Annotated in this window: 19 protein-coding genes and 1 pseudogene; 10 read left to right on the plus strand and 10 right to left on the minus strand. The window is 76.0% G+C overall.

Annotated elements, in window-relative coordinates; all coding sequences use genetic code 11:
- The first annotated feature begins 169 nt into the window (after nt 1-169).
- The 4 genes from ACZ6S5_RS03775 (at nt 170) to ACZ6S5_RS03790 (ending at nt 3,434) form a co-directional block, all read left to right on the plus strand.
- Nucleotides 170-715, plus strand: a complete 546-nt coding sequence (locus ACZ6S5_RS03775) for an RNA polymerase sigma factor (RefSeq protein WP_465997423.1) — start codon at nt 170-172, stop codon at nt 713-715.
- Nucleotide 716: 1 nt separating this feature from the next.
- Nucleotides 717-1,586, plus strand: a complete 870-nt coding sequence (locus tag ACZ6S5_RS03780; protein WP_465997425.1) for a hypothetical protein — start codon at nt 717-719, stop codon at nt 1,584-1,586.
- A gap of 116 nt (nt 1,587-1,702) precedes the next feature.
- Nucleotides 1,703-2,242 carry a SigE family RNA polymerase sigma factor gene (locus ACZ6S5_RS03785; RefSeq protein ID WP_465997427.1) on the plus strand — a complete coding sequence of 180 codons (540 nt, stop codon included), beginning with the start codon at nt 1,703-1,705 and terminating at the stop codon, nt 2,240-2,242.
- Nucleotides 2,235-3,434, plus strand: a complete 1,200-nt coding sequence (locus tag ACZ6S5_RS03790) for a hypothetical protein (protein ID WP_465997429.1) — start codon at nt 2,235-2,237, stop codon at nt 3,432-3,434. Before ACZ6S5_RS03785 ends, ACZ6S5_RS03790 begins: the two co-directional genes overlap by 8 nt.
- A 32-nt stretch (nt 3,435-3,466) precedes the next feature.
- On the opposite strand, the gene ACZ6S5_RS03795 is transcribed toward ACZ6S5_RS03790, so the two are convergent.
- The 3 genes from ACZ6S5_RS03795 to ACZ6S5_RS03805 form a co-directional block, all read right to left on the minus strand.
- Nucleotides 3,467-4,942 (minus strand): pyridoxal phosphate-dependent decarboxylase family protein, encoded by a 1,476-nt coding sequence (locus ACZ6S5_RS03795; RefSeq protein WP_465997431.1) that lies wholly within the window; start codon nt 4,940-4,942, stop codon nt 3,467-3,469.
- Between the two features lie 67 nt (nt 4,943-5,009).
- Complete coding sequence (locus tag ACZ6S5_RS03800) at nt 5,010-6,377, minus strand: MFS transporter (RefSeq protein WP_465997433.1); 1,368 nt, start codon at nt 6,375-6,377, stop codon at nt 5,010-5,012.
- Between the two features lie 32 nt (nt 6,378-6,409).
- Nucleotides 6,410-6,721, minus strand: a complete 312-nt coding sequence (locus ACZ6S5_RS03805; protein ID WP_465997435.1) for an MGMT family protein — start codon at nt 6,719-6,721, stop codon at nt 6,410-6,412.
- Nucleotides 6,722-6,734: 13 nt separating this feature from the next.
- Between ACZ6S5_RS03805 and proB the strand changes: the two genes are divergently transcribed.
- A complete protein-coding gene (proB, locus tag ACZ6S5_RS03810; protein ID WP_465997833.1) occupies nt 6,735-7,892 on the plus strand; it encodes a glutamate 5-kinase in 1,158 nt (385 codons plus the stop codon).
- Nucleotides 7,893-7,902: 10 nt separating this feature from the next.
- Nucleotides 7,903-9,144, plus strand: a complete 1,242-nt coding sequence (locus ACZ6S5_RS03815; RefSeq protein WP_465997437.1) for a glutamate-5-semialdehyde dehydrogenase — start codon at nt 7,903-7,905, stop codon at nt 9,142-9,144.
- A 462-nt stretch (nt 9,145-9,606) separates the two neighbouring features.
- Here ACZ6S5_RS03815 and ACZ6S5_RS03820 read toward each other — a convergent pair.
- The 6 genes and pseudogenes from ACZ6S5_RS03820 to ACZ6S5_RS03845 all read right to left on the minus strand — a co-directional run.
- Nucleotides 9,607-10,509 (minus strand): annotated as a pseudogene (locus ACZ6S5_RS03820) (hypothetical protein); the annotation flags it as partial.
- A gap of 125 nt (nt 10,510-10,634) precedes the next feature.
- Entirely contained in the window at nt 10,635-11,882 is a 1,248-nt protein-coding gene (moeZ, locus tag ACZ6S5_RS03825) for an adenylyltransferase/sulfurtransferase MoeZ (protein WP_465997439.1), read from the minus strand.
- 41 nt (nt 11,883-11,923) lie between these two features.
- Nucleotides 11,924-12,685 (minus strand): DUF3152 domain-containing protein, encoded by a 762-nt coding sequence (locus tag ACZ6S5_RS03830; protein WP_465997441.1) that lies wholly within the window; start codon nt 12,683-12,685, stop codon nt 11,924-11,926.
- A gap of 218 nt (nt 12,686-12,903) precedes the next feature.
- Nucleotides 12,904-13,776 (minus strand): DUF3152 domain-containing protein, encoded by an 873-nt coding sequence (locus ACZ6S5_RS03835; RefSeq protein WP_465997443.1) that lies wholly within the window; start codon nt 13,774-13,776, stop codon nt 12,904-12,906.
- Between the two features lie 5 nt (nt 13,777-13,781).
- The gene (locus tag ACZ6S5_RS03840; protein ID WP_465997445.1) at nt 13,782-14,810 is read right to left on the minus strand and encodes an alpha/beta fold hydrolase; all 1,029 of its coding nucleotides are present in this window, start codon (nt 14,808-14,810) and stop codon (nt 13,782-13,784) included.
- Between the two features lie 46 nt (nt 14,811-14,856).
- Nucleotides 14,857-17,841 (minus strand): hypothetical protein, encoded by a 2,985-nt coding sequence (locus tag ACZ6S5_RS03845; protein WP_465997447.1) that lies wholly within the window; start codon nt 17,839-17,841, stop codon nt 14,857-14,859.
- A gap of 149 nt (nt 17,842-17,990) precedes the next feature.
- Here ACZ6S5_RS03845 and ACZ6S5_RS03850 point away from each other — a divergent pair, with 149 nt between their 5' ends.
- Together ACZ6S5_RS03850 and ACZ6S5_RS03855 are read left to right on the plus strand one after the other, a co-directional pair.
- Nucleotides 17,991-18,629: a TetR/AcrR family transcriptional regulator gene (locus tag ACZ6S5_RS03850; RefSeq protein WP_043965396.1), complete on the plus strand. Its 639-nt coding sequence runs from the start codon at nt 17,991-17,993 to the stop codon at nt 18,627-18,629.
- Nucleotides 18,630-18,694: 65 nt separating this feature from the next.
- Nucleotides 18,695-18,922, plus strand: a complete 228-nt coding sequence (locus ACZ6S5_RS03855; protein WP_117665019.1) for a DUF3107 domain-containing protein — start codon at nt 18,695-18,697, stop codon at nt 18,920-18,922.
- 49 nt (nt 18,923-18,971) lie between these two features.
- Here the strand turns inward: ACZ6S5_RS03855 and ACZ6S5_RS03860 are convergent, their stop codons facing one another.
- Nucleotides 18,972-19,616, minus strand: coding sequence for a ferritin-like fold-containing protein (locus ACZ6S5_RS03860; protein WP_465997449.1), 645 nt, complete (start codon nt 19,614-19,616; stop codon nt 18,972-18,974).
- Between the two features lie 282 nt (nt 19,617-19,898).
- On the opposite strand from ACZ6S5_RS03860, the gene ACZ6S5_RS03865 reads away from it, so the two are divergent.
- Both ACZ6S5_RS03865 and ACZ6S5_RS03870 read left to right on the plus strand, forming a co-directional pair.
- Nucleotides 19,899-21,563 (plus strand): DEAD/DEAH box helicase, encoded by a 1,665-nt coding sequence (locus tag ACZ6S5_RS03865; protein ID WP_465997451.1) that lies wholly within the window; start codon nt 19,899-19,901, stop codon nt 21,561-21,563.
- Between the two features lie 323 nt (nt 21,564-21,886).
- Entirely contained in the window at nt 21,887-23,047 is a 1,161-nt protein-coding gene (locus ACZ6S5_RS03870) for a class I SAM-dependent methyltransferase (RefSeq protein WP_465997453.1), read from the plus strand.
- Nucleotides 23,048-23,049: the final 2 nt, after the last annotated feature.

The raw sequence follows: 23,049 nt of genomic DNA on the forward strand, positions 1-23,049 counted from the left end.
CCCTCCCCCCACCCCCCCCCCCCCCCCCCCCCCCCCCCCCCCCCCCTCCCCCCCGACCCCCCCCACCCGCCCCCCCCCCCCCCCCCCCCCCCCCCCCCCCCCCCCCACGCCCACCGCTTCCGGCGCGGGGAGGCCGCCGGCCCGGCCGACGATCGAGGTGAGCGCCGCGGTGAAGGAGGACGTCGGGCCCGGCTTCGACGAGGTCTACCGCCACCACTTCCAGCCGCTGGTGGTGCAGCTCCACGCGTTCGTCGGTGACCTGGGCGAGGCGCAGGACCTGGTGCAGGAGGCGTTCAGCCGGGCCTGGCCCCGCTGGCACCGGATCGCCCGGTACGACGACCCGGTGTCCTGGGTCCGCCGGGTGGCCTGGAACGTCGCCGCCAGCCGCTGGCGCCGGCTGCGTACCGCTCGGCGCTTCGGCCAGCGGCAGCGACCGGAGGTGGTGGACGGGCCGGGCCCGGAGCGGGTGGCGCTGACCGCCGCCCTCGGGACGCTGCCGGCCAACCAGCGGCGCGCGGTGGTGCTCCACTACCTGGCCGAACTCACCGTCGCGGAGATCGCCGAGGACTGCGGGGTGGCCCCCGGCACGGTCAAGTCGTGGCTGCACCGGGCCCGGACGGCGCTGGCCACCCGCCTCACCGAACACGATCCCGAGCAGCCCACCGACGGCCGAACCTCGGCGGCCGGCGGCCCGACCCGAAGGGCGGCGGACTGAGATGGACCAGCGGAACCAGCACGCGGATCGGCTGGCGAGCGCCTTCGCCGAGCTGCGCGCCGCGAGCCTCCGGCAGGTCGCCGAGCCCGATCCGGACGAGCCGCGCCGCCGGGCGTACCGCCGGTTGCGCAACCGCGCCGTGGTGCCGGGCGTCGCCGCAGCGGTGATCGTGGCGGCCGGGGCGGCCGGTCTCGTCCGGCCGGTGGCCGCCCCACCCCCGGCGGTCGTCACCGGCACCTCCCCGGCCACCGACCTCCCCTCGGCCTGGCCGGACACCGGGTCGGCCACGCCGCCGTCCACCGGCTCGGTCACCCCGACGCCCGGCCGGTCGGCCACGCCGAGCGCCACCCCCGACACGTCGCCGAGCACCGCGCCGGCGACCGCCTCGCCCAGCCGGTCGAGCACCGGCCCGGGCAGATCACCGTCACCGTCCTCGACCCGGTACGTCGACCTGTCGATCAGCATGCCGCGCTCGGTCACCCTGGAACCCGCGGGCGGCGGCTACACCGGCTGGCTCGACGTCCGGATGGGCAACGCCGGCACCCGGGCGTACGACAGCGGCGACCTGATCGTGGTGCTGCCCGTCGAGGCGACGATCGACCTCGACGGCACCAACATCGGTGGCTGCTTCAACCAGGGCCAGACCGACGACACGAAGACGATGTTCTGCACCGGTGACGGGCCCGTCCCGGCCGGTGGCACGCGGTCGTACCGGATCGGGGTGCGGGTGAACATCGCGCCGGGCGGGCGGGCGCGCACCCTGACCGGCCTCGCGCTGACCCTCCGGGCGAACGTGGACGGCGCCTTCCCCACCGACCGCACCCCGGCCGACAACACCGCGCGCACCGATCTCGAACTGCCGGCCGGCTGAGTCGCCCGCGCTGTCGGGTCCCCGGCAGCGCGGGCTGCAACCCGATCCGGCGGAACGGAGTGTTACCGGCGCCGGACCACCCGGCGGCCGTACGGGGAGGGACAGTGACAGTGAGGATGAGGGCCCGCGCGAACGAACCGCCACCGGCCGAAGTCGTCCGGCCCGCGCCCAGCTTCGACGACTTCTACCACGCGCACTTCCGTAGCGTGACCACGCAGCTCTGCGCGTACACCGGGGACCTGGGCCAGGCGCAGGACCTCGCGCAGGAGGCGTTCACCCGGGCGCTCGCCCGGTGGGACCGGCTGGTCCGCTACGACGACCCGGTGGCCTGGGTACGCCAGGTCGCCTGGAACCTGGCCCGCAGCCGGTGGCGCCGGCTGCGCACCGCCCGCAGCCACCTGCTGCGCGAGCGGCGGGTGGAGCCGGAGGTGCCCGGTCCGACGCCGGACCGGGTCGCGATCGACCGGGCGCTGGCGGCGCTGCCGCCCAATCAGCGGCGGGTCGTCGTGCTGCACTACCTGGCCGACCTGCCCGTCGCGCAGATCGCCCTTCAGGAGGGAGTGCCGGAGGGAACCGTCAAGTCCTGGCTGCACCGGGGCCGGGCCGCTCTGGCCACGCTGCTCAACGAGAACACCGAGGGGGTCGGCAATGTCTGACCGGGACCCGCTGCGGGAGCGTTTCGCCGCGTACCGCGGGGAGCTGACCACGACCATCGACGGGCCTGGACCGGCGGCCGCCCGGCGCACCCTGCGGCGGCGTCGCCGGACCGCCGTCGCCGCCGGCGCGGCCCTGGCGGTCGCGCTGGTGGTGGCCCCGATCGCCGCCGGGGCGGCGCTGCGGCACGATCCGCCGCAGCCGCCGGCCGTCACCCCGACCCCCGAACCCACCCCGACGCCGTCGGCCAGCCCGTCCGCGAGCCCGACCCCGACGCCCTCGGCCAGTCGTACGGGGGACCCACCGGACGGCCGGATCAGCGAGAAGCAACTGCTCGCCGCCCGGGTCGACCTGCCCGCCTGGTGGCCCGGCAGGGTTTGCGCGGACACCACCGGGGTGCGGCTGCTACCCGGCACCACCATGGACCTCAACCGGCCGTACCTGATCGGGTTGGCCTACGGCGACGTGGACGCCGACGGCGCGCAGGAGACCGTGGCGACGCTCGGCTGCCGGGTGGGTGAGGCGTCGGCGAAGCAGGTGGTGGCGTTCGACCGGGACGGTCAAGGCCGGATCGTCACCGTGGGCCAGGTGGTCGGCACCGACGGGGAGGGTCCGGAGGCCGTCGAGGACCTGCTCGCCGTCGCGGTGCAGGAAGCGGCGATCCGGGTGCAGGTCGCCGACCTGCAACCCTGCTGCGCCACCCCGGCCTACTGGGCTCGCCAGCAGTGGCGGACGTACGGCTGGGACGGCACGCGGTTCACGCAGACCGGCGGGCCGACCGTGTGGGGCCCGGACCGGCGGCTGACCGATCTCCGGGTGACCGCCGGGGCGCTCACCCTCGGACCGCCGGACGGCACCGGCGCGCGGGAGGGCACCGTCAAGGTGACGGTGAGCAACCGTGGCCGGGTGGACGTGCCCCGGCTCGCCCTGTTCGAGCTGAACCTCGTCGGAAAACCGGACGGCGGCGACTGGGCCCGGTGCGAGCCGGCGCGCGGACGGTCCGACTGGCCGCCGTGCATGCTGCCCGGCCTGGCGGCCGGGAAGCAGGTCAGCTACACCTTCCGGTTCCGCTTCGGCCCGACCGTGTCGCCCGACGGCATGTCGGTCCGGGCGGTCCACTACAGCAGCGACCTCCGGTACTGGAAGGACCTGACGCCGGACGACACCTTCGCCCTGATCCGGCTCGCCAGGTGAGGCCAGCGGCGGGGGCCGCGCCCCCGCCGCTGTCACCAGGTCGGGCGTTGCAGCAGGCCGACGAACTTGGCCAGCAGCCGCTCCCGCAGCGCCGGCGGGGCGGCGTCGAGCAGGGTGTTCACCACCGCCATCCGCTCGGGTGCCGCCGCCGGGTCGAGCCCGAGGCCGGCGGCGAGCCCGCCCACCACCTCCGGGGTGAGCGCCTCCGGCGTCAGACTCCCGGCGAGCGCCCGCAGCTCGTTCGGCAGCTCGATCGGCCCCGCCGCGCGGGCGGCCGCGACCGCCTCGGCCAGCGCCGGGCCGAACTCGGCCACCCGGGGCGCGACCGCCGCGGTCACCGTGAGGTGCACGCTGGCCGGCAGGCCGGCGTACGAGAGCTGCGGCTGGGTGTGCCAACCCCGGGCGGTCAGCTCGTCGACCAGCACGAACAGGTCGAGCCCCGGGTCGTCGCTGGTGAAGCAGACCACGGTCGCCTCCGGTTCGGCCAGCAGCCGCAGCCCGTCGACCGCGCGGACCGCGTCGGCCAGCCCGGCGACCGCGTCCCGGGTCAGCGCCGCCAGCCGCAGGTAGCCGTCCTCGCCGAGGTGCCGGAGGGTGGCGTAGGCGGCGGCGATCGGCCCGCCGGAGCGGGTCGAGGCGATCACCGGGTTGATCATCGTGTACCCGGGCCAGTCGGCGTACGCGAAATACTGCGGGGCGCGCAGCGCCGGGTCCCGGTGCAGCAGCACCGACACCCCCTTCGGCGCGTACGCGTACTTGTGCAGGTCGACGGAGATCGAGGTGACCCCGTCGACGGCGAAGTCGAACGGCGGCACCGGCGCGCCGAGCCGGCGCAACCAGGGCAGCGTCCAGCCGCCGAAGCAGGCGTCCACGTGGCAGCGCACCCCGGCCGCCGCCGCGACCGCCGCGATCTCCGCCACCGGGTCCACCACGCCGTGCGCGTACGACGGGGCGGAGGCGGCGACCAGCACGGTCTCCGGCCGGATCGCGGCGGCCACGTCGGCGGGCGACGGGCGCAGGGTCACCGGGTCCACGGGCACCGAATCGAGGGTCACCCGCAGGTAGTGGGCGGCCTTGGCGAACGCGGCGTGCCCGCTGGCCGGTACCACGATCCGGGGCGCGGCGAGGTCGGGACGGGCGTCCCGGGCCGCCTTCACCGCCAGGATCAGCGACTCGGTGCCGCCGCTGGTGACGCTGCCCACCACGTCCGGGGCGGCCGTGTCCGGACCCCCGCCGAGCAGCCGGGCCGCCGCGGCGACGAGGGCGTTCTCCATCGCCAGCAGGGACGGGAAGGCGGTCGGGTCGAGCCCGTTGACGTGCGCGCTCTCGGCGTACGCGGCCTGCGCCAGCTCGTCCAGCCCGGCCACCCCCGGGTCGTACACGTACGCGAACAGCCGCCCGCCGTGGGTCGGCCGGTCGGCCGCCCGCAGGGCCCGGATCTCGTCGAGCACCCGTGGCGCGGGCACCCCCTCGACGGGCAGCGCGCCCGCCCCTGCCGTGTCGGTCATCAGCCTCGGGTTTCCCTCTCGTGACGCTCGGCCGCCCCGGCCGTTCAAGCGGGTGGGGGCGGGTGACTCATGCCCCCACCGTCGGCGCGACCGGGCCGGGGGCGGGCGCGGCCAGCTGGGCCGGGGTCAGGGTGTAGCCGCGCAGCAGGGCCACCGGCACCGCGACCAGCAGGGCCGGCAGCACGGTGAAGCCGAGCAGGACGCCGAGGCGGGCGGTCGCGGGCTGGTCGGCGGCGACGCCGGTGGACGACGACACGTAGCCGGAGAGCTGGAGGACCAGGCCGTAGAGACCGGGGCCGAGGGCGAGGCCGAGGGTCTCCCCGGCGGTCCAGAGCCCGGTGAACACCCCGGCCTGCCGCCGCCCGGTGCGCGCGGTGTCGTACGCGATGCAGTCCGGCAGCATGGCGAGGGCGAAGACCTGCTGGCCGGCGTACCCGACGCCGATCAGCGCGACCACGGCGTAGGTCGCGGCGGCCGGCAGGACCGGGGACGCGACCAGGGCCAGCGCGCCGGCGGCGAAGAGCAGCGACGCGACGACCAGCGCGGCCCGTTTGCCGGCCCGGGCGCCGACCCGGGTCCACAGCGGCATGACCAGCAGCGCCGGCCCGACGAAGCAGGCGAAGAGCAGCGTCGGGCCGGTCTCCGGGTCGCGCAGCACCTGGCCGGCGAAGTACTTCACCCCGGCCAGCACGGTGGCCACGCCGGCGGACTGCACCACGAAGCAGACCAGCAGCACCCGGAACGGTCGGTTGCGGCCGGCGACGGCGAGCTGGGCGCGCAGGCTGGGCTCGCTCTCCCCCACCGTGCCGCCGGGCGCCGCGCGGGTGCCGAGGAACGCGCCGATCGTGCCGGCCACGATCAGCGCGGCGACGAAGAGCCCCATCCAGCGGTGCCCCGGCAGACCCTCGCCGCCGGCGGTCACCACCGCCGGGGCCACCGCGCCGGAGACCAGGATGGCCAGTGCCAGCACCGCGATCCGCCAGCTCATCAGCCGGGTACGCTCCGCCGGGTCGTCGGTCAGCTCGGCCGGCATCGCCACGTAGGGCACCTGGAAGAAGGCGAACGCGGTGGCGGTGGCCAGGAAGGCGACCGCCACGTACGCCCCGGCGGCCGGGCCGGCGCCGAACGGTGCGGCGAAGATCGAGGCGAAGAGCACGGCCAGCGCGAGCCCGCCGCCGAGCAGGTACGGCCGGCGCGCGCCCCAGCGGGACCGGGTCCGGTCGGAGATCCGTCCGGCGACCGGGTTGACCAGCACATCCCAGGCCTTCGGCAGGAGCACCAGCAGGGCGGCGACGCCGGCCGCCACGCCCAGCGTGTCGGTGAGGTACGGCAGCAGAAGCAGCCCGGGCACGGTCCCGAACGCCCCGGTGACCAGGGAGCCCGTCGCATAGCCAACGTGCACCCGGCGGGGCAGGCCGCCGCCCGTTCCTGTCATGGAGCCGAATGCTACTCACGTTATGGTCGGGATCACATCCCCTCCTCCGGCGACCAGGCCGCCGCCATGTCCACCCGTTCGCCCAGCAACGGGCAACCCTCGGCTCGCAGCCGGGCCCGCGCCTCCCGCTCGTGCCCGGGCGGCAGCCGGCCGGCCGAGTTCACCACCCGGTGCCAGGGCACCCCGCCCCCGTGCCGGGCCATGATCGAGCCGACCAGCCGGGCCGAGGCCCGGCCCGACCGGTCCGCGAGGGCGTCCGCCACCGCGCCGTACGACATCACCCGGCCGGGCGGGATCCGCTCGACCAGGTCGAGCACCGCCTCGACGTACTCGTCAGGTGTCATGACCGGCCACCATATGGGAACGCGCCGAGGTCCCGCGGACCGCGGCGCGCAGAATGGTCGGGTGCGCGAAGCAGTCACCTCGGCCCGCCGGGTCGTCGTCAAGATCGGTTCGTCCTCGCTGACCACCGCGGCGGGCGGCCTGGACGACACCCGGGTCGACGCCCTGGTCGACACGCTCGGTGCGCTGGCCGCCGACGGGCGCGAGGTGGTGCTCGTCTCCTCCGGCGCGATCGCCGCCGGTCTCGCCCCGCTCGGGCTGCCCCGGCGCCCCCGCGACCTGGCCACCCAGCAGGCCGCCGCCAGCGTCGGGCAGGGTCTGCTCATCGGCCGGTACGCGGCCAGCTTCGCCCGGCACGGGCGCACCGTCGGGCAGGTGCTGCTCACCGTCGACGACGTGACCCGGCGGGCGCACTACCGCAACGCGTACCGGACCCTGCGCAAGCTGCTCGACCTGCGGGCGGTGCCGATCGTCAACGAGAACGACACGGTGGCCACCGAGGAGATCCGGTTCGGCGACAACGACCGGCTGGCCGCGCTGGTCGCCGCCCTGGTCGACGCCGACCTGCTGGTGCTCCTCTCCGACGTCGACGCGCTCTGGACCGGTGACCCGGCCCGGCCGGGCAGCACCCGGATCACCGAGGTGCACGGCGAGGGCGACCTGGCCGGTGTGGACGTCGGCGGCGCGGGCCGGGCCGGGGTGGGCACCGGCGGAATGGTGACCAAGGTGGAGGCGGCCCGGATCGCCACCGGCTTCGGTATCCCGGTCGTGCTCACCGCCGCGCCGCTGGCCGCCGGGGCGCTCGCCGGCGAGCCGGTGGGCACCTTCTTCCACCCGAGCAGCCGCCGCCCGGCCGCCCGGCTCTTCTGGCTGGCGCACGCCACCGCGCCCCGGGGTCGGCTGCACCTCGACCCCGGTGCCGTGCAGGCCGTGGTGGGCCGGCGCAAGTCCCTGCTCCCGGCCGGCATCACCGCCGTGGACGGCGCGTTCACCGCCGGCGACCCCGTCGACCTGGTCGACGCCGAGGGCGCGCCGGTGGCCCGGGGCCTGGTCAACTACGACGCGGTGGAGCTGCCCGGACTGCTCGGCCGCTCCACCTCGGAACTCGCCGCGGCCCTGGGCCCGGCCTACGAACGGGAGGTCGTCCACCGCGACGACCTCGTACTGCTGTGAGGAGTTCAGGATGAGCGTCGTCGAGCAGGCCCGGCGGGCCCGGGACGCGGCGGGGGCCCTCGCGGTCGCCACCCGTACGGTCAAGGACGCCGCGCTGGTCGCGATGGCCGACGCGCTGGTCGCGCGTACCCCGGAGATCCTGGCCGCGAACGCGACGGACCTGGCGGCCGGGCGCGCGGCCGGGCTGACCGCGGCCGTGCTGGACCGGCTGGCCCTCGACGCGGGGCGGGTGGTCGGCATCGCCGACGCGCTGCGGCAGATGGCCGCGCTGCCCGACCCGGTCGGCGAGGTGGTCCGCGGTTCGACCCTGCCCAACGGGCTGGAGCTGCGGCAGGTCCGGGTGCCGTTCGGGGTGGTCGGCATCATCTACGAGGCCCGGCCGAACGTGACCGTGGACGCGGCCGGGATCTGCCTGAAGTCCGGCAACGCGGCGCTGCTGCGCGGCTCCTCCTCGGCGGCGCACTCCAACGCCGCGCTGGTCGCGGTGCTCCGGGACGCCGTCGCCGGTGCCGGCCTGCCGGCCGACGCGGTGCAGCTGCTCGACGCCACCTCCCGCGACTCAGTCAAGGAGCTGATGCGAGCCCGGGGCCTGGTCGACGTGCTGATCCCCCGCGGCGGCGCGTCGCTGATCCGGACCGTGGTCGAGGAGTCCACCGTGCCGGTGATCGAGACCGGGGTGGGTAACTGCCACGTCTACGTCGACGCCGCCGCCGACGTCGCAAAGGCCGTGGCGATCACCCTGAACGCCAAGACCCAGCGCCTCTCCACCTGCAACACGGCCGAGTCGCTGCTGGTCCACGCGGACATCGCGGACGCCTTCCTGCCGGCGATGCTGGCCGCGTTCGCCGCCGCCGGCGTCACCGTGCACGGCTCCCCGGAGGTCGCGGCGCACTCCGACGCCGTGGTGCCGGCCACCGAGGAGGACTTCGCCACCGAATACCTCTCGGCCGACATCTCGGTCGCCGTGGTCGACTCGCTGGACGCGGCGGTCGCGCACATTCGCCGGTACGGCACCGGCCACACCGAGGCGATCGTCACCGACTCCCAGGCGGCGGCCCGGAAGTTCGTGGCCCGGGTCGACGCGGCCGCCGTGATGGTGAACGCCTCCACCCGGTTCACCGATGGCGGCGAGTTCGGCTTCGGCGCGGAGATCGGCATCTCCACCCAGAAGTTGCACGCCCGAGGCCCGATGGGCCTGCCCGAACTCACCAGCACCAAGTACGTCGTCACCGGTGACGGCCACCTCCGCTGACCACCGCCCCCGGCCGGCCGGGCCGGGCGGGTCGCCTCGCGGATTGCGGCGTGGCGGGACAGCCGCTCAGGCGGTGGGTGCGGCCGGCTCCGGCGGCGCGGACTCCGGCGGCGGACCGGCGGGCTTCGGCCGGGGCAGCGGCACGACCGGCGGCACCAGCGGCTCGACGTCCGCCGACGGCTCGACAACCCACGGGCTGAACGGGGACGCCGACGCGGCACCATCCGCCGGCGGCTCGTCGGCCGGCGACGGTTCGGCGACCCACTGGCTGAACGGGGACGCCGACGCGGCAGCATCCGCCGGCCGCACCGGCACGACGGGCGGCGGCAGGACCGACGCCGGAGGTGCGACCTCGGGCGGGGGGATCGGGCGCGGCGCCGGCACCACCGGCGGCGACGGCAGCGCGGCCGGCCGGGGCGACAGGAAGACCGTGCCGGCGGCCGGCGCCTCCGGCGCGGTCGAGCGGCAGGCGCGGATCGCGCGCAGCGTGGTGTGCACGTCGAACTGGTGGCCGTCGTCGCTGTCCCAGCCGCCGTCGCTGCGCTGGGTCTCGGCGAGCCGCTTGCGCGCCGAGACCAGCAGCCACTGCTCCTCGCCCACCTCGACCCGGCGCAGCGTGGCGGCGAGCCAGGCGACGTCGGCCGGCGACATCTCCGGGATCCGGTCGGCCAGCACCGCCTGGATCCGCGCCGACTCGTAGTACATCTGCTGGCGGTGCAGCACGGCCGCGCTCAGCCAGCCGGCGGGCAGGAAGGACGGCCAACTCCCGTCCGGCGCGAGCTGCGCGGCGAGCGCCTGCGCCACCGCCTGCACCACCCCGGCGTACGCGCCGCCGACCCGGTGGTCGAGCGGCCCGGCGGCGCGGGCGTCCAGCCCGGCCACGGTCAGCCAGAACCCGGCGTTGGCGGTCAGGTAGAGGCGGGCCTCCGGGTCTCCCGGGGTGGCCCACTCGGGGGCGAGACCGGCCAGCGACGGGTCCTCGTCCCAGCCGCCGTCGGGGAGCTGACGGGCGGCCAGCCAGTCCAGCGCGTGCCGGGCGGCCGGACGGCCCAGGCCCCCGAGGTCGTCCAGCTCGGACAGACGGAAGCAGGTCGCGTCGACCGAGGCGACCTCACCGTCGAGGACGGCGGGCCAGCCGCCGCCGGGTGCCTGCCCGGCCTCGGCCGCGTCGAGCAGGTCGTCCGGCACGGGAGCGCCGGTGCGCAGCCGGGAGAGGCGGGCGCGGTCCACCGCGTCGCCGTGCGCCACGACGAAGCCGATCGCCGCGTCCAAGTCCACCACGGCAGCCACGCTACCTGTGCAAACGCGGTTACGCCTCGGTAGCTCGGCCAGGGGTGGCCCGGCCCACCGGCGGGCCGCCGACAGCCCACCGGTGGGTTGCGGAAAGACCCGCCCGCCCACTCGACGGCGTTCGCGCCACTACGGACCGTGACGATGGCGCCGCTGCGAAAGGGCCCTCCCGATACCCGGGAGGACCCTTTCGTGCGCACTCAGTACGCGGGCAGCGACGGGTCGATCTGCTTGACCCAGGAGAGCACCCCGCCCTGGACGTGCACGGCGTCCTTGAAGCCGGCCGCCTTCAGCGCGGCGAGCGCCTCGGCGGACCGGACGCCGGACTTGCAGTGCAGCACGATCTGCTTGTCCTGCGGGAGCTTCGCCAGCGCCTCGCCGGAGATGATCTCGCCCTTGGGGATCAGGGTCGAGCCGGGGATCCGGACGATCTCGTACTCGGCGGGCTCGCGGACGTCGACCAGGAAGATGTCCTTGCCGGCGTCCTGCCATTCCTTCAGCTCCAGCGCGGTGATGGTCGAGTCGACCACCGCCTCCTGCGCCTCGACGGAGACGGCGCCGCAGAAGTCCTCGTAGTCCTCCAGCAGGTCGGTGACCGTCGGGTTCTCGCCGCAGAGCACGCAGTTCGGGTCCTTGCGAACCTTGATCTTGCGGTAGCTCATCTCCAGAGCGTCGTAGACCATCAGCCGGCCGACCAGCGGCTCGCCGATGCCGGCGAGCAGCTTGATCGCCTCGTTGACCTGGATCGACCCGATGGACGCGCAGAGCACGCCGAGCACGCCGCCCTCGGCGCAGGACGGCACCATGCCGGGCGGCGGCGGCTCCGGGTAGAGGCAGCGGTAGCAGGGGCCGTGCTCGGCCCAGAACACCGACGCCTGGCCGTCGAACCGGTAGATCGACCCCCAGACGTACGGCTTGCCGAGCAGCACCGCCGCGTCGTTGACCATGTAGCGGGTGGCGAAGTTGTCGGTGCCGTCGACGATCAGGTCGTACTGGGAGAAGATCTCCTTGACGTTCTCCCGGTCCAGCGCGGTGTTGTGGATCTCCACGTTGACCAGCGGGTTGATCTCGCGGATCGAGGCGGCGGCCGACTCGGCCTTGGACCGGCCCACGTCGGAGACGCCGTGGATGATCTGCCGCTGGAGGTTGGACTCGTCGACGGTGTCGAAGTCGATGATGCCGAGCGTGCCGACACCGGCGGCGGCGAGGTACATCAGGGCCGGCGAGCCGAGACCGCCGGCGCCGACGCAGAGCACCCGGGCGTTCTTCAGCCGCTTCTGCCCCTCGACCCCGACGTCGGGGATGATCAGGTGACGCGAGTAGCGACGGATCTCGTCTACGGTCAGCTCGGCGGCGGGCTCGACGAGCGGGGGCAACGACACGGTGGACTCCCCGGGATCGGCGGTGGGACCGCGCCATTGTCGCTCGCCCCGGTCGGGATTGGCCATGATGAGGGACACGTCGCCCGACATGCGGGAGCGGGAATAACTCAGAGCCCGTCGACGGGCTCCCCCTCGTAGCGCGACCCGTCGACGTAGGGCCAGGCGTTCGCCACGCAGCCGTCCAGCCCGTACGTCTGCTGCTGCATCACCGGGGCGGACGCGCCCGGCCCGGGGCAGGCCTGGTGCAGCTCGCCGAACTCGTGTCCCACCTCGTGGTTGATCACGTACGTCCGGTAGACCTCGAGCGGCGCCCCGTAGTCCGGCACCGCCTCCATCCACCGGGCCAGGTTGATGATCACCCGGCCGGGCAGCCGGCACGAGGTGTACCGCTCCGTGCTCAGGCCCCCCTCGGCGCACATCCGCTCGGAGGTGGCCGGGGTGGCCAGGTAGATGGTGAAGTCGGCGGCGGCCGCCTCGGCCACCCGCCGCACCCGCAGGTTCCCCGAGGCGATCCAGCTGCGATGGTCGCCGAGCACCGCGTCGACGGTGCCGGCGAACTCGTCGGCGTCCGGCGCGACGCCCTGCTCGACCTCGACCCGGTAGCGGCGCAGCGGTCCCCCGTACCCGCGCTCCGGTGAGCTGCCCTGGGCCGCGACGAACTGCCCGGAGCCCGCCGTCGGGTATGCCTGGGGTTGCGCCGCGGCGCCGGCACCGCCGTCGTTCGCCAGCCGCGCGTCCCGGGCTGCGGCGACCGGGGCGGGTGCCGGGCCCGCCGCCTGGCGGACCAGGCCGCTCAGGCCGACCGCGGCAGCGCCTGCGGCCAGCAGGGCAGCCAGGAGCAGGACGGTACGCCGTCGGCGGCGCCGCATCCGGCGCAGCGTGGGGCGGACCGGCGGGGCGGCCCCGGGGTGGGCCCGGGGGCGGTCGAAGTCGAGCCGGGCAGACCGGAGGTCGGAGGCCGATGGCGGGCCGGTCTCTGCAGGCGGGTCGGAAGGGGACGACGACGTCATGACACCAGCGTGCCATGCAATTCGGGCATTTAGCCGCTTTTACCGCTAGGTCCGCGAAATACTCCTCATCGCCACGATCAGGGCTTCCAGGTCGGAGGGCCGGTGTACCGCCGCCCGTTCACGAACGGCCACGGGTTCGGCCGGCACCCGCCGAGGAAGAGCGTCTGCTGCTGCATCACCGGTGCCGGCCGGCCGACGCCCGGGCAGCCCTCGTGGTGGTGCCCGAGCTGGTGCCCGACCTCGTGATTGATCACGTAGAGCCGGTACGTCTCCAGCGGCAGCCCGGCCGCCACCAGGTGCGGCGCCGAGGTCTGCCACCGGTCCAGGTTGATCACCACCTTGCCGGGCACCCGGCAGGAGGTGTACGGCACCCCGCCCCTGCGGATGTCGATGCCCGCGTTCCCGCACAGCCGGCCGGCGGTGCCCCGGGTGGCCAGGTAGATGGTGAAGTCGTACCGCGCGCCGGGCGCGACCCGCTGCAACCGCACCGAGCCGCCGTCCACCCAGCTTCCCGGCCCGGCGAGGGCCCGCTGCACGGCGTCGCCGAAGGCGCGCACGTCCTGCCCCGAGCCGTTCTCCACCGCCACCCGGAACCGGCGCAGCGCGCCCGCCCGACCCAGCAGCGGCCCCGGCCGGCTGTCGTACGCGAAGCTGCCCCGGCCCTGCGCGGGCACCGGGCCGGGCAGGGCCAGCACCGGCGCGGGCGTGGTCGGCTCCGAGGTCGGCGACGCGCTGGCCGACGGCGTCGGCGGGGTGGCCGACGGCACCGGCGGCCGGACCGCCGACCCGTCACTGACCAGTACCTCGGCCCCAATGGACGGTCGTTGCACCGCCACCCCGACGGCGACCGCGGCGGCGGCGAGGAACGCGAGCACCACGATCGCGGACCGGCGCCGACGGGCGGCCGGACGACCGGAGGCGGGGCGGCGGCGGGGGCGGGCGGAGGGCATCCGGCTCAGCCTGCCATGTCGCGCGGTCGCCCGCTGTCCTCCGTTCCGGTGAGCAGGTCACCGCCCCGCGGCTCGGCGACCGTCGGGGCGCCCCGCTCGTCAGCGAGCAGGGCCAGCACCGCCCGGGCCACCGTCCGGGGCACCTCCAGCTGCGCGACGTGCCCGACCCCGTCGAGCATCAGCAGCCGGCTGTCCGGGATCACCCGCGCGGCCTGCGGCGCCACCCGGACGTCGACCAGCCGGTCCGCCCGTCCCCCCACCACCAGGGTGGGCACCCGCAGGCCCGCGGCCATCCGCCACAGCGAGTTCGGTCCGGGCAGGTACGACCGCAGGAAGCTGGAGACCAGGCCGCGGAAGGTCCGGACGTACGCGGCCGCGTAGTGGGCCGCCTGGTAGCGGATCCGGATCTCCTCGACCGCCTCCTGCCGGCGCTGCGCGCTGATCCGGGTCAGGTCGGCGATGCACGCCTCCATCACCTGCTGGGCCATCATCTCGGGAGCGAGCTGGGTCAGGTGCCAGGCGGCCAACCGCTCCCCCCGGGGGATCGCCAGCAGCGGCAGCATCCGCCCCTGCAACGAGCGGCGGAAGTCGAGGAACGGCAGCGCCGGGGAGACCAGGGTCAGCGTGCGGACCAGGTCCGGCCGCAGCGCCGCCACCCGGACCGAGACCGCCCCACCCAGCGAGTTGCCGAACAGGTGCACCGGGCCCCGGTCGCTGTGCTCGATCCAGCGCACCACCCGGTCGGCGAAGGCCGGGATGGTGTACCGCCGGCCGGGCTCGCTGCGCCCGAAGCCGGGCAGGTCGATCGCCTGCCCGTCGAGCCACGGCGCGAGCAGGCCGGCCAGGTCGGTCCAGTTCTGCGCCGAGCCGCCGAGGCCGTGCACGTAGAGCGCCGGTTCGGCGTACGGGCCGGTGGCGGGGGTGTCCCGGACGTAGGTGGCCGTGCCGTCGAGGTGCACCGCCCGGCCGGGCCACGGCGGCGGGACGTGGTGTGCGGGCAGGTGCTCGTCCGGCCAGAGGGAGGCGGGCTTCATGGCCTCCAGTCTTCCCGGCCGGAGGCCGCCCGACACCCGTGCCCGGTCAGGCGAGCAGAGCCTCCAACCGGCGGTTCACCGCGGCCAGGGTCGCCCGGACCATCGCCTGCCGCGGATCGCCGGCGACCAGGGCCGAACCGGCCAGCTGCTCCACCCAGCCGTCGCAGACCAGCAGCACCACCACGGTGGCCACCTCGCAGTTGCCGAACGGCAGCACGGCGGCGTGCTCGACGAAGCACCGCCCCCGCTCCGCGGCCAGGACGGCCCGGCCGAGCAGCTCGTCCACCGCCGCCGCGGCGGCCACCGCGCAGAGCCGCAGCACGTACCCGTCGACGGCCGGCCCGGTGGCCTGCCCCTCCGCGGTCCGGTCGCCGGCGATCAGGCGGACCTCCACGGTGGCGTCGAGGCCGAAGGTGCTCACCTGGACGTGGTCGATCACCACCCGGGGCCCCGGCACGCCGCCGGTGTCCAGCGGCCGCGAGGGCGCGGTCTCCGTCGTGGTCATCTGGCCACCGGAGTACGACGTGCCGACCGTCGCCGGGCTGCCGGTGGGCCCGCCGGTCGGGGCGGTGGCCAGCGAGGACTCGTCCACCGCCGCCCGGCCCCGGTGGGTGGCGGGCGGCCGGCGGCGCCGGGGCGGCTCGGTGGCCGGGTCCGCGTCCTCGGTGGGTGCCTCGACCGGCCGGCCGGCCCGGGGCTCGAGCGCGACGGGCCGCCCCTCTCCGGCGCGTACCTCGGTCGGCCGGCTCGCGACCGGCCGGTCCTCGGCCGGCCGTGGCTCGGCGGCCCGGGTCGGGACCGACCGGCGGCGCACCGGCGGCGGGGTGGCCGGCGTGCCGGGCAGGTTCTGCGGGGCGGCGGCCAGGCCCATCCGTTCCTGGAGCAGGCGGGCGACCATCCGGCTCACGTCGGCCGGGTCGGCGCCGTCGGCCAGATCGAGCCGGAGGCTGTGCGCCCCGGCCGGGGTACGGCGCAGCGCCGCGTCCCGGACGCCGGCCACCTCGCGGACGGCGTCGAGGATGGCGTTGACGTCGAAGCCCTCGGGCCGCTCGCGCAGCGGCGCGGGCTCGTCGTCACGGCGCAGGTGGGTGGCGATGCGGGCGAGTTCCGGGGTTTCGGCGGACGGTTCCACGGCTGGCGGCTCCGGCACGACGGGCACGTCCGGCTCGGCGGGGACGCGCTGCGGCAGCACCGCCGGCGCGGGCTCGGCCGGCCGGGTGTCGGCGACCGGCTCGGCCGGCGGCAGCGGATCCGGGGCGGACCGGCGGGCCGCGTAGGCGGGCGCGCTCGGCGGAGCGGACGCGGGGGTGCGGTCGAAACCGGCCGCCCCGCTCGTGGCGGAGGCGGGGCCGGCAAGGGTGGGCGGCGCACCGGCCGGGCTGTCGCGCTCCTCGGCCCGCCGAGCGCCGGCCGGCGCCGGGGCGTAGCCGGCGGGCGGGGCGCTGTGCGGCGGCGCGCTGAACGGGGTCACCGGCACGGGTGGCGCGGCCCACCCGGGCCGTTCGGCGTTCTCCCGGTCGGCCGGCTCGGCCGCGCTCCTCGGCGGCTCGTACGGCTGGGCCGGCTCGTACGCCGGGGACCGCTCGGCCCGCACCGGCTCGTACGGCCGCGCCGACTCGGCCCGTGGCGGCTCGTACCCTGGGGACTGCTCGGCCCGCAGCGGCTCGTACGGCCGGACCGGCTCCGGCGGCCACTCGTCGGTCCGCTCGTCGCGGGCCCGGCGGCGGACCGGCCCGCTCTCCCCCGGGTCACGGCCCGCCGACTCCTCGGCCGCACGCCGGCCGACCGGCTCGGACCCGGCGGCCCGACGGGCGGCCAGCTCGTCCTCGACCCCTCGGCGGCCCACCGGCTCGGACTCGACGGCCCGACGCTCGGCCAGCTCGTCCTCGACGGCCGGGCGGCCCGCCAGCTCGTCCCCGGCGGCCCGGCGGCCGACGGCGTCGCCCTCTCGGCGGCCGGGCGGCTCCTCGTCGCGGGCCCACGGCGGCGCCCAGCCGCCGCCCCAGCTCGGCCGGTTCCAGCTCGGCCCGGACCACTCGGGCTCCTCGGCGGGCACGGCCCGGCGCGGATCCGCCGGCCCGGCGCCGCGGTCGTCGGCGCTCGCCGCCCGAGGTTCCTCGGCGCGGCCCGCTTCGCCGGCCGGCCCGGCCGGCGGCGCCGACGTCGGCCGACCGGGCCAGCCCTGGTCGGCCGGCGGCGCGGAGGCAGGACGCGCGGGCCAGCCCTGGTCAGCGGCCGGCGGCGCGGAGGCGGGCCAGTGCTGGTTGGCGGGCGGCGCGGAGGCCGGGCGGTCGGTCCAGTGCTGGTCGGCCGGCGGCGCGGAGGCCGGGCGGTCGGTCCAGCCCGAAGCGGGCGCGGGCGCTTCGGTGGGCGGCTCGGCCGGGTAGCGGTCGGCCCAGCCACGGGAGAGCGACGGCGGCTGCTCGGCGACCCGGTCGACGGTGGGGGCGTGGAATCCCGGCGGCACCTCGAAGCCGGAGGCGGCGGCACCGACCGGCGGCACCTGGAGGGCCGGGGGTGCGGACGACGGGACGCCACCCTCCGCCCAGCGCCCGGCGCCGCCCGCCGCGGGCTCGTCCGAGGCGTGCCGGGCCGGCCCGGACTCCGCGTCGGCGGTCGGCTGCTCCACTGCGGGCGCCGGCCGTTGGGCCGGCACGACCAGCCGGTCGCCGTCGGTCTCCCGGCGCGGCTCGTCGAGGGGCGGGGCAGTCACCGGCGCCTGGCGGCTCACGGGCGACTCCTCCCCGGCGTGCGGGACGCCGTTGACGTGGTGGCCGTTGACCCGGCCCGGCGGTTCCTCGGCGGGGCGGCCGGGCAGCGGGGCCGGGAGGTCGCCGTGCCGGGGGGACGAGGCGGCCCAGCCGCTGGCGAGCTCCGGCCGGGGCCAGCCGCCCGGTGCCCGCGCGCCGCGGGCCCAGCCGCTCGCCGGGGGCGCCCACCCGCTGCCGGTGCGGGCCAGGTCGTCCTGCTGACCCGTCCCGTCGCCGTGCTCTCCCGGGGTGGCGGCTCCGGGTTGCCCTGATTCACTCACCGCGCGCTCCTTGGTCGCCCCCGCTGAGGCTACCGTGTGGTGACAGTGGCGATAAGTTACAGCGGCGGGCCATTTCCGGGACGGGTTCACGGACCCCGACCGGTTCGGGTGATAAGTGCCGGCTCGTACGAAGAAACTCGGAGGTTCCCATGACCGCTGTGGGGAACGGTGCTCAGACCGCCGGCCGGCCCACCCGCCTGCCCCGCTCGGCGCGGCGCAAGCAGCTGCTCGCGGCCGCTCAGGAGGTGTTCGTCGCGCAGGGCTACCACGCCGCCGCGATGGACGACATCGCCGAGCGGGCGGGAGTCTCCAAGCCCGTGCTCTACCAGCACTTCCCGGGCAAGATGGAGCTCTACCTGGCCCTGCTGGACACGCACTGCGACGCCATCGTGGCCAAGGTGCACGACGCGATGCGCGGCACCAACGACAACAAGGAGCGGGTCAGCGCCTCGGTGCGCGCGTACTTCGACTTCGTCGACCACGAGAGCGAGGCCTTCCGGCTGGTCTTCGAGTCGGACCTGCGCAACGATCCGGCGGTCCGCCAGCGGGTGGAGCGGGTCGAGCAGGGCTGCATCGCCGCGATAACCGACACCATCATCTCGGACACCGGGGTCAGCCGGGCGCACGCCGAGCTGCTCGCCTCCGGCCTGGTCGGGGCGGCGGAGACGGCCGCCCAGTTCTGGCTGGCCGGGGGCCGGCAGGTGCCGAAGGCGGAGGCGGAGGCGCTGGTCGCCGCCCTCTCCTGGCGCGGCATCGCCAGCTTCCCGCTGCAAGGTGAGTCAGCCTGAACATCGGGCCGTCAGATCGGATAGCCTTCCCACGGCGGCTTTTTCGCCCCAGTTGAGGAGGCACAGTGGAGGTCAAGATCGGCGTGCAGTACGCGCCGCGGGAGCTGGTCCTGGAGAGCGCGCAGTCGCCGGCCGAGATCGAGCAGATCGTGACCGACGCCATCGCCAAGGGTGAGGGCACCCTCTCCCTGACCGACGAAAAGGGCCGGCGGGTCATCGTGCCGGTCAGCAAGGTCGCCTACGTCGAGATCGCGGAGGCCTCGCCCCGCGCGGTCGGGTTCACCGTCCGCTGATTCCGCACCGGGTCGCCGTGGCGGGCGCCTCGCCACGGCGATGCCGGGCTCAGTTGTTGAGCCCTGCGGCGGTCATCCGCGCGCTGTGCGCGTCGGTCAGCCGGCGGAACAGCGCCGGAACGTTCACGCCCTTCCGGCCGGCGATCAGCGCGGTGAGGGCGCCCCGGTCCGCGGCGGCGACCCGACCGGCCTGGGAGAGCGCCTCCCCGACGAGCCGGCGCGCCCACATGGAGAGCCGGTTGGCCACCCGCGGGTCGGCCGCGATGGCCGCCCGGATCTCGGCGGCGGCGAACTCGGCGTATTGGGAGTCGTGCAGCACGTCGAGGATGAGCCGGCGGTCGGGGCCGTCCAGCCCGTCGGCGATCTCCCGCAGGAAGTCGTCGGTGATCGCGTCCCCCACGTACGCCTTGGTCACCGCCTCCGGCCAGTCCTTCGGCTCGGTCGACTCGTGGTACGCCTCCAGCGCCTCGGCGTACGGGGCCATCGCCTCGTCGGGGGTCGCGCCGAGGGCCGTGATCCGGTCGGCGATCCACCGGTAGTGCGCGATCTCGGCGGCGGCCATCTCGCACAGCGCCGCCCGGCGCCGCAGGTCGGGGGCGAGGCGGGCGTCGGCGGCGAGCCGGTCGAAGGCGAGCAGTTCGCCGTAGGCGACCAGGCCGAGCAGGTCGACCACGGCGGGATCGGGGGCGGACACCTGGGCAGGCTACCGTCGAGATGATCTGTGGTCCAGCTCACATCGACTACCCCCGGCGGCCGGCCGGTCACCGGAATCAGGACCCCTCAGGGGTGGTTCAGGTAAGATGAGACAGTTGCCGTGGGCACCGATTCGGTCAGTTCACCTGATCAGCACCGGTCCCCGGCGCGCGTGCGGCCCGGTCCGGCTCGGCGTACCGCCCCCGACCGTGTGGCCCGCGCCATACCGATCGCGCCCTGAGGACATGAGGGGCGCACCACGAGAGGGCACCCCCAAATCCATATGAGCGAGCAGATTCAAGGCCAGCCGCTGGCCCCCACCGCTCCGGTCCGTCCGGAGGCTCCCACCTTCGCCGCGCTCGGCGCCCGTCAGGAGACCGTCGAGGCCCTGGCCGCCGCCGGCATCACCCGCGCGTTCGCCATCCAGGAGTACGCGCTGCCGATCGCGCTGCGCGGCGTCGACCTGATCGGCCAGGCGCCGACCGGCACCGGCAAGACCCTCGGCTTCGGCATCCCGCTGCTGGAGCGGGTCTTCGCCCCGGCCGAGGGCGGCGACGGCGTACCGCAGGCCCTGGTCGTCGTACCCACCCGCGAGCTGGGCATCCAGGTCGCCAAGGACCTGGACGCCGCCGGTCGTACCCGCGGCGTGCGCGTCCTGCCGATCTACGGCGGCGTCGCGTACGAGCCGCAGATCGAGGCGCTGCGCAAGGGCGTCGAGATCCTGGTCGGGACGCCCGGCCGCCTGATGGACCTGCAGAAGCAGAAGCATCTGCGGCTCGACCGCGTCCGCGCGCTGGTGCTCGACGAGGCCGACCGGATGCTCGACCTGGGCTTCCTGGACGACGTCGAGAAGATCCTGGCCATGCTGCCGGAGGACCGGCAGACGATGCTCTTCTCGGCCACCATGCCGGACCCGATCGTCGCGCTGTCCCGGCGCTTCCTGCGCCGGCCGGTGACGATCCACGCCGGGCACACCGCCGAGACCGGCCCGTCTCCGCAGACCACGCAGCTGGCCTACCGCACCCACTCGCTGAACAAGGTCGAGATCGTGGCGCGGATCCTCCAGGCGGAGGGGCGCGGGCTGACCATGATCTTCACCCGGACCAAGCGGGCCGCCGACCGGGTCGCCGAGGACCTCGACTTCCGCGGCTTCGCGGTCGCCGCGGTGCACGGTGACCTGGGTCAGGGCGCGCGGGAGCGGGCGCTGCGGGCGTTCCGCGCCGGCAAGATCGACACGCTGGTCGCCACGGACGTGGCCGCCCGCGGCATCGACGTCAGCGGGGTCACCCACGTCATCAACTACGACTGCCCCGAGGACCAGGACACCTACACCCACCGGATCGGCCGCACCGGCCGGGCCGGGGCGACCGGTGTCGCGGTGACCTTCGTCGACTGGGACGACATGCCCCGCTGGCGGATCATCGACAAGACCCTGGGCCTCGACATGCCCGAGCCGCCGGAGACGTACCACACCTCCGCGCACCTCTACGAGGACCTGGACATCTCCCGGGAGATCACCGGTACCCTGCCGACCGCCGAGCGCACCCGCGCCGGGCTGTCCGCGGAGGTCGAGGAGGACCTAGGCGGCGGCCGGTCCCGGCGGGGCGAGCGGGGCGCACGGCGCGGCGAGGGCCGGGGCCGGGAGCGCCGCCGGGGTCGCGGGGGCGACTCCGCCGCGACGCCCGCCGTCGAGGGCGGTGCCGCCGCCGAGACGTCCGGTGCGGAAGAGGGCACCGGGACCCCGCGTCGCCGTCGGCGCCGCCGGGCCGGCGAGGTGGTCGCGGGTGAGCAGCCGACCGCGGTGATCTCCGCCGAGGGCGGCGCCGAGCCGGCCGCCGCGTCCGCCGCCGGCGAGGGCGAGTCGGCGTCCAAGCCGCGCCGCCGCCGGCGCCGTCGTGGTGGCGGCGGTTCGGGCGCCGGTACGCCGGCCGAGGCGACCGCCGACTGATCCCACGAGACCCTGACGTCCCTCGTGCCGCAGGTCGGCACGGGGGACGTCTCTTCTGCGCCGCGCCGAGCGCGGGCGGGCGGGCACGACGCCACACACCCCCTGGGTCACGTGCTGACCACCTTTGCTCTGCTTGAGCCCATGCAACACTTTTCGGCCGTCACTGTTGCCTCCGCTGCAGCAGAGCAAAGGCGGTTCAGGTGTTGGGTGTCGTCCGCCGGGCGGCCGCCGTCGCCGCCGGTTGGGCGGGCCTCGAACCGGAAACGGAACGACCAGGATCGGCCGGTCACGGCACGCCGACGGCCGGGAAGGATGATGGAACGATGCTGGAACCGTTGGACGCCGCCCTGGCCGAGGTGCGGGCGCTGCTGCTCGACCCCGCCCTGACCCGGGCGGTCGCCGCCGGCCGGCGTCGCGGCCACCGCCCCTCGGTGGTTCGGGCCGAGCTGCGCCCGGTCACCCTCAAGGCCGGCCCCCGGCTGCAGATCTCCACCTCGGACGGCGCCCGGCCGTACACCCGGAACGTGGCGCCCGGCGCGGAGGCCGGCGCGGCGGTCGACGAACTGCTCGCCGAGCCCTTCGGCAACTGGCACGTGGAGACGGCCGACAGCACGCTCCAGCTCCGGGTGACCAAGTCGGGCGAGGCGCAGATGCACCGGGCGGCGGCGAGCCGTCCCGCCCCGGAACCGGGCGGTCACGACCGGGCGAAGGACTGGCTGCTCGACCCGGGTGACCCGCTCTTCGCCGAGATCGGCGGCTCGGCGGCGAAGCGCCGCCAGGTGGACGCCTTCCTGCGCGCGCTGGCGGCGACCCTGCCGGACGAGCTCACCGGGCCCCTGCGCGTGGTCGACCTGGGTTGCGGCAACGCGTACCTGACCTTCGCGGCATACCGGTATCTGGCACAGCGCGGGCTGAACGTCGAGCTGGTCGGCGTGGACGTCCGGGAGGACCAGCGCCGGCGCAACACCGAGCTGGCCGAGCGGCTGGGCTGGGCGGACCAGGTGCGCTTCGTGGCCGGCACCATCGCCGACGCGGTGGTCGAGCCGGCACCCGACCTGGTGCTGGCGCTGCACGCCTGCGACACCGCGACCGACGAGGCGCTGGCCCGCGCGGTCCGGTGGGGCGCCCGCTGGGTGCTGGCCGCCCCGTGCTGCCACCACGACGTGGCGGCCCAGTTGCGGTCCCGCCCGGCGCCCGCGCCGTACGAGCTGCTCACCCGGCAGGGCATCCTGCGGGAGCGGTTCGCGGACGTGCTGACCGACGCGCTCCGGGCGGGGCTGCTCCGGCTGCACGGGTACCGGGTCGAGGTGGTGGAGTTCGTCGACTCCGCGCACACCCCGCGTAACCTGCTGATCCGCGCCCGCCGGACCGGCGCAGCGCCGACCGGCGACCAGCGCGCCGAGTACCACGACCTGATCGGCCAGTGGGGCGTCACGCCCCGGCTGGAGACGCTGCTCGCGGAGGCTCCGCTCCCCCCACTGTAGTT

It is taken from the genome of Micromonospora sp. NPDC051924, assembly GCF_055586005.1.

What these genes read in the sequence shown, in the direction of transcription:
- ACZ6S5_RS03780 (WP_465997425.1), top strand. Translation starts at nt 717, where the DNA reads ATGGACCAGCGGAACCAGCACGCGGATCGGCTGGCGAGCGCCTTCGCC.
- ACZ6S5_RS03840 (WP_465997445.1), bottom strand. Translation starts at nt 14,810, where the DNA reads ATGAAGCCCGCCTCCCTCTGGCCGGACGAGCACCTGCCCGCACACCAC.
- ACZ6S5_RS03785 (WP_465997427.1), top strand. Translation starts at nt 1,703, where the DNA reads ATGAGGGCCCGCGCGAACGAACCGCCACCGGCCGAAGTCGTCCGGCCC.
- moeZ (WP_465997439.1), bottom strand. Translation starts at nt 11,882, where the DNA reads ATGGCCAATCCCGACCGGGGCGAGCGACAATGGCGCGGTCCCACCGCC.
- proB (WP_465997833.1), top strand. Translation starts at nt 6,735, where the DNA reads ATGGGAACGCGCCGAGGTCCCGCGGACCGCGGCGCGCAGAATGGTCGG.
- ACZ6S5_RS03850 (WP_043965396.1), top strand. Translation starts at nt 17,991, where the DNA reads ATGACCGCTGTGGGGAACGGTGCTCAGACCGCCGGCCGGCCCACCCGC.
- ACZ6S5_RS03800 (WP_465997433.1), bottom strand. Translation starts at nt 6,377, where the DNA reads ATGACAGGAACGGGCGGCGGCCTGCCCCGCCGGGTGCACGTTGGCTAT.
- ACZ6S5_RS03870 (WP_465997453.1), top strand. Translation starts at nt 21,887, where the DNA reads ATGCTGGAACCGTTGGACGCCGCCCTGGCCGAGGTGCGGGCGCTGCTG.
- ACZ6S5_RS03805 (WP_465997435.1), bottom strand. Translation starts at nt 6,721, where the DNA reads ATGACACCTGACGAGTACGTCGAGGCGGTGCTCGACCTGGTCGAGCGG.
- ACZ6S5_RS03790 (WP_465997429.1), top strand. Translation starts at nt 2,235, where the DNA reads ATGTCTGACCGGGACCCGCTGCGGGAGCGTTTCGCCGCGTACCGCGGG.
- ACZ6S5_RS03835 (WP_465997443.1), bottom strand. Translation starts at nt 13,776, where the DNA reads ATGCCCTCCGCCCGCCCCCGCCGCCGCCCCGCCTCCGGTCGTCCGGCC.
- ACZ6S5_RS03830 (WP_465997441.1), bottom strand. Translation starts at nt 12,685, where the DNA reads ATGCGGCGCCGCCGACGGCGTACCGTCCTGCTCCTGGCTGCCCTGCTG.
- ACZ6S5_RS03815 (WP_465997437.1), top strand. Translation starts at nt 7,903, where the DNA reads ATGAGCGTCGTCGAGCAGGCCCGGCGGGCCCGGGACGCGGCGGGGGCC.
- ACZ6S5_RS03865 (WP_465997451.1), top strand. Translation starts at nt 19,899, where the DNA reads ATGAGCGAGCAGATTCAAGGCCAGCCGCTGGCCCCCACCGCTCCGGTC.
- ACZ6S5_RS03795 (WP_465997431.1), bottom strand. Translation starts at nt 4,942, where the DNA reads ATGACCGACACGGCAGGGGCGGGCGCGCTGCCCGTCGAGGGGGTGCCC.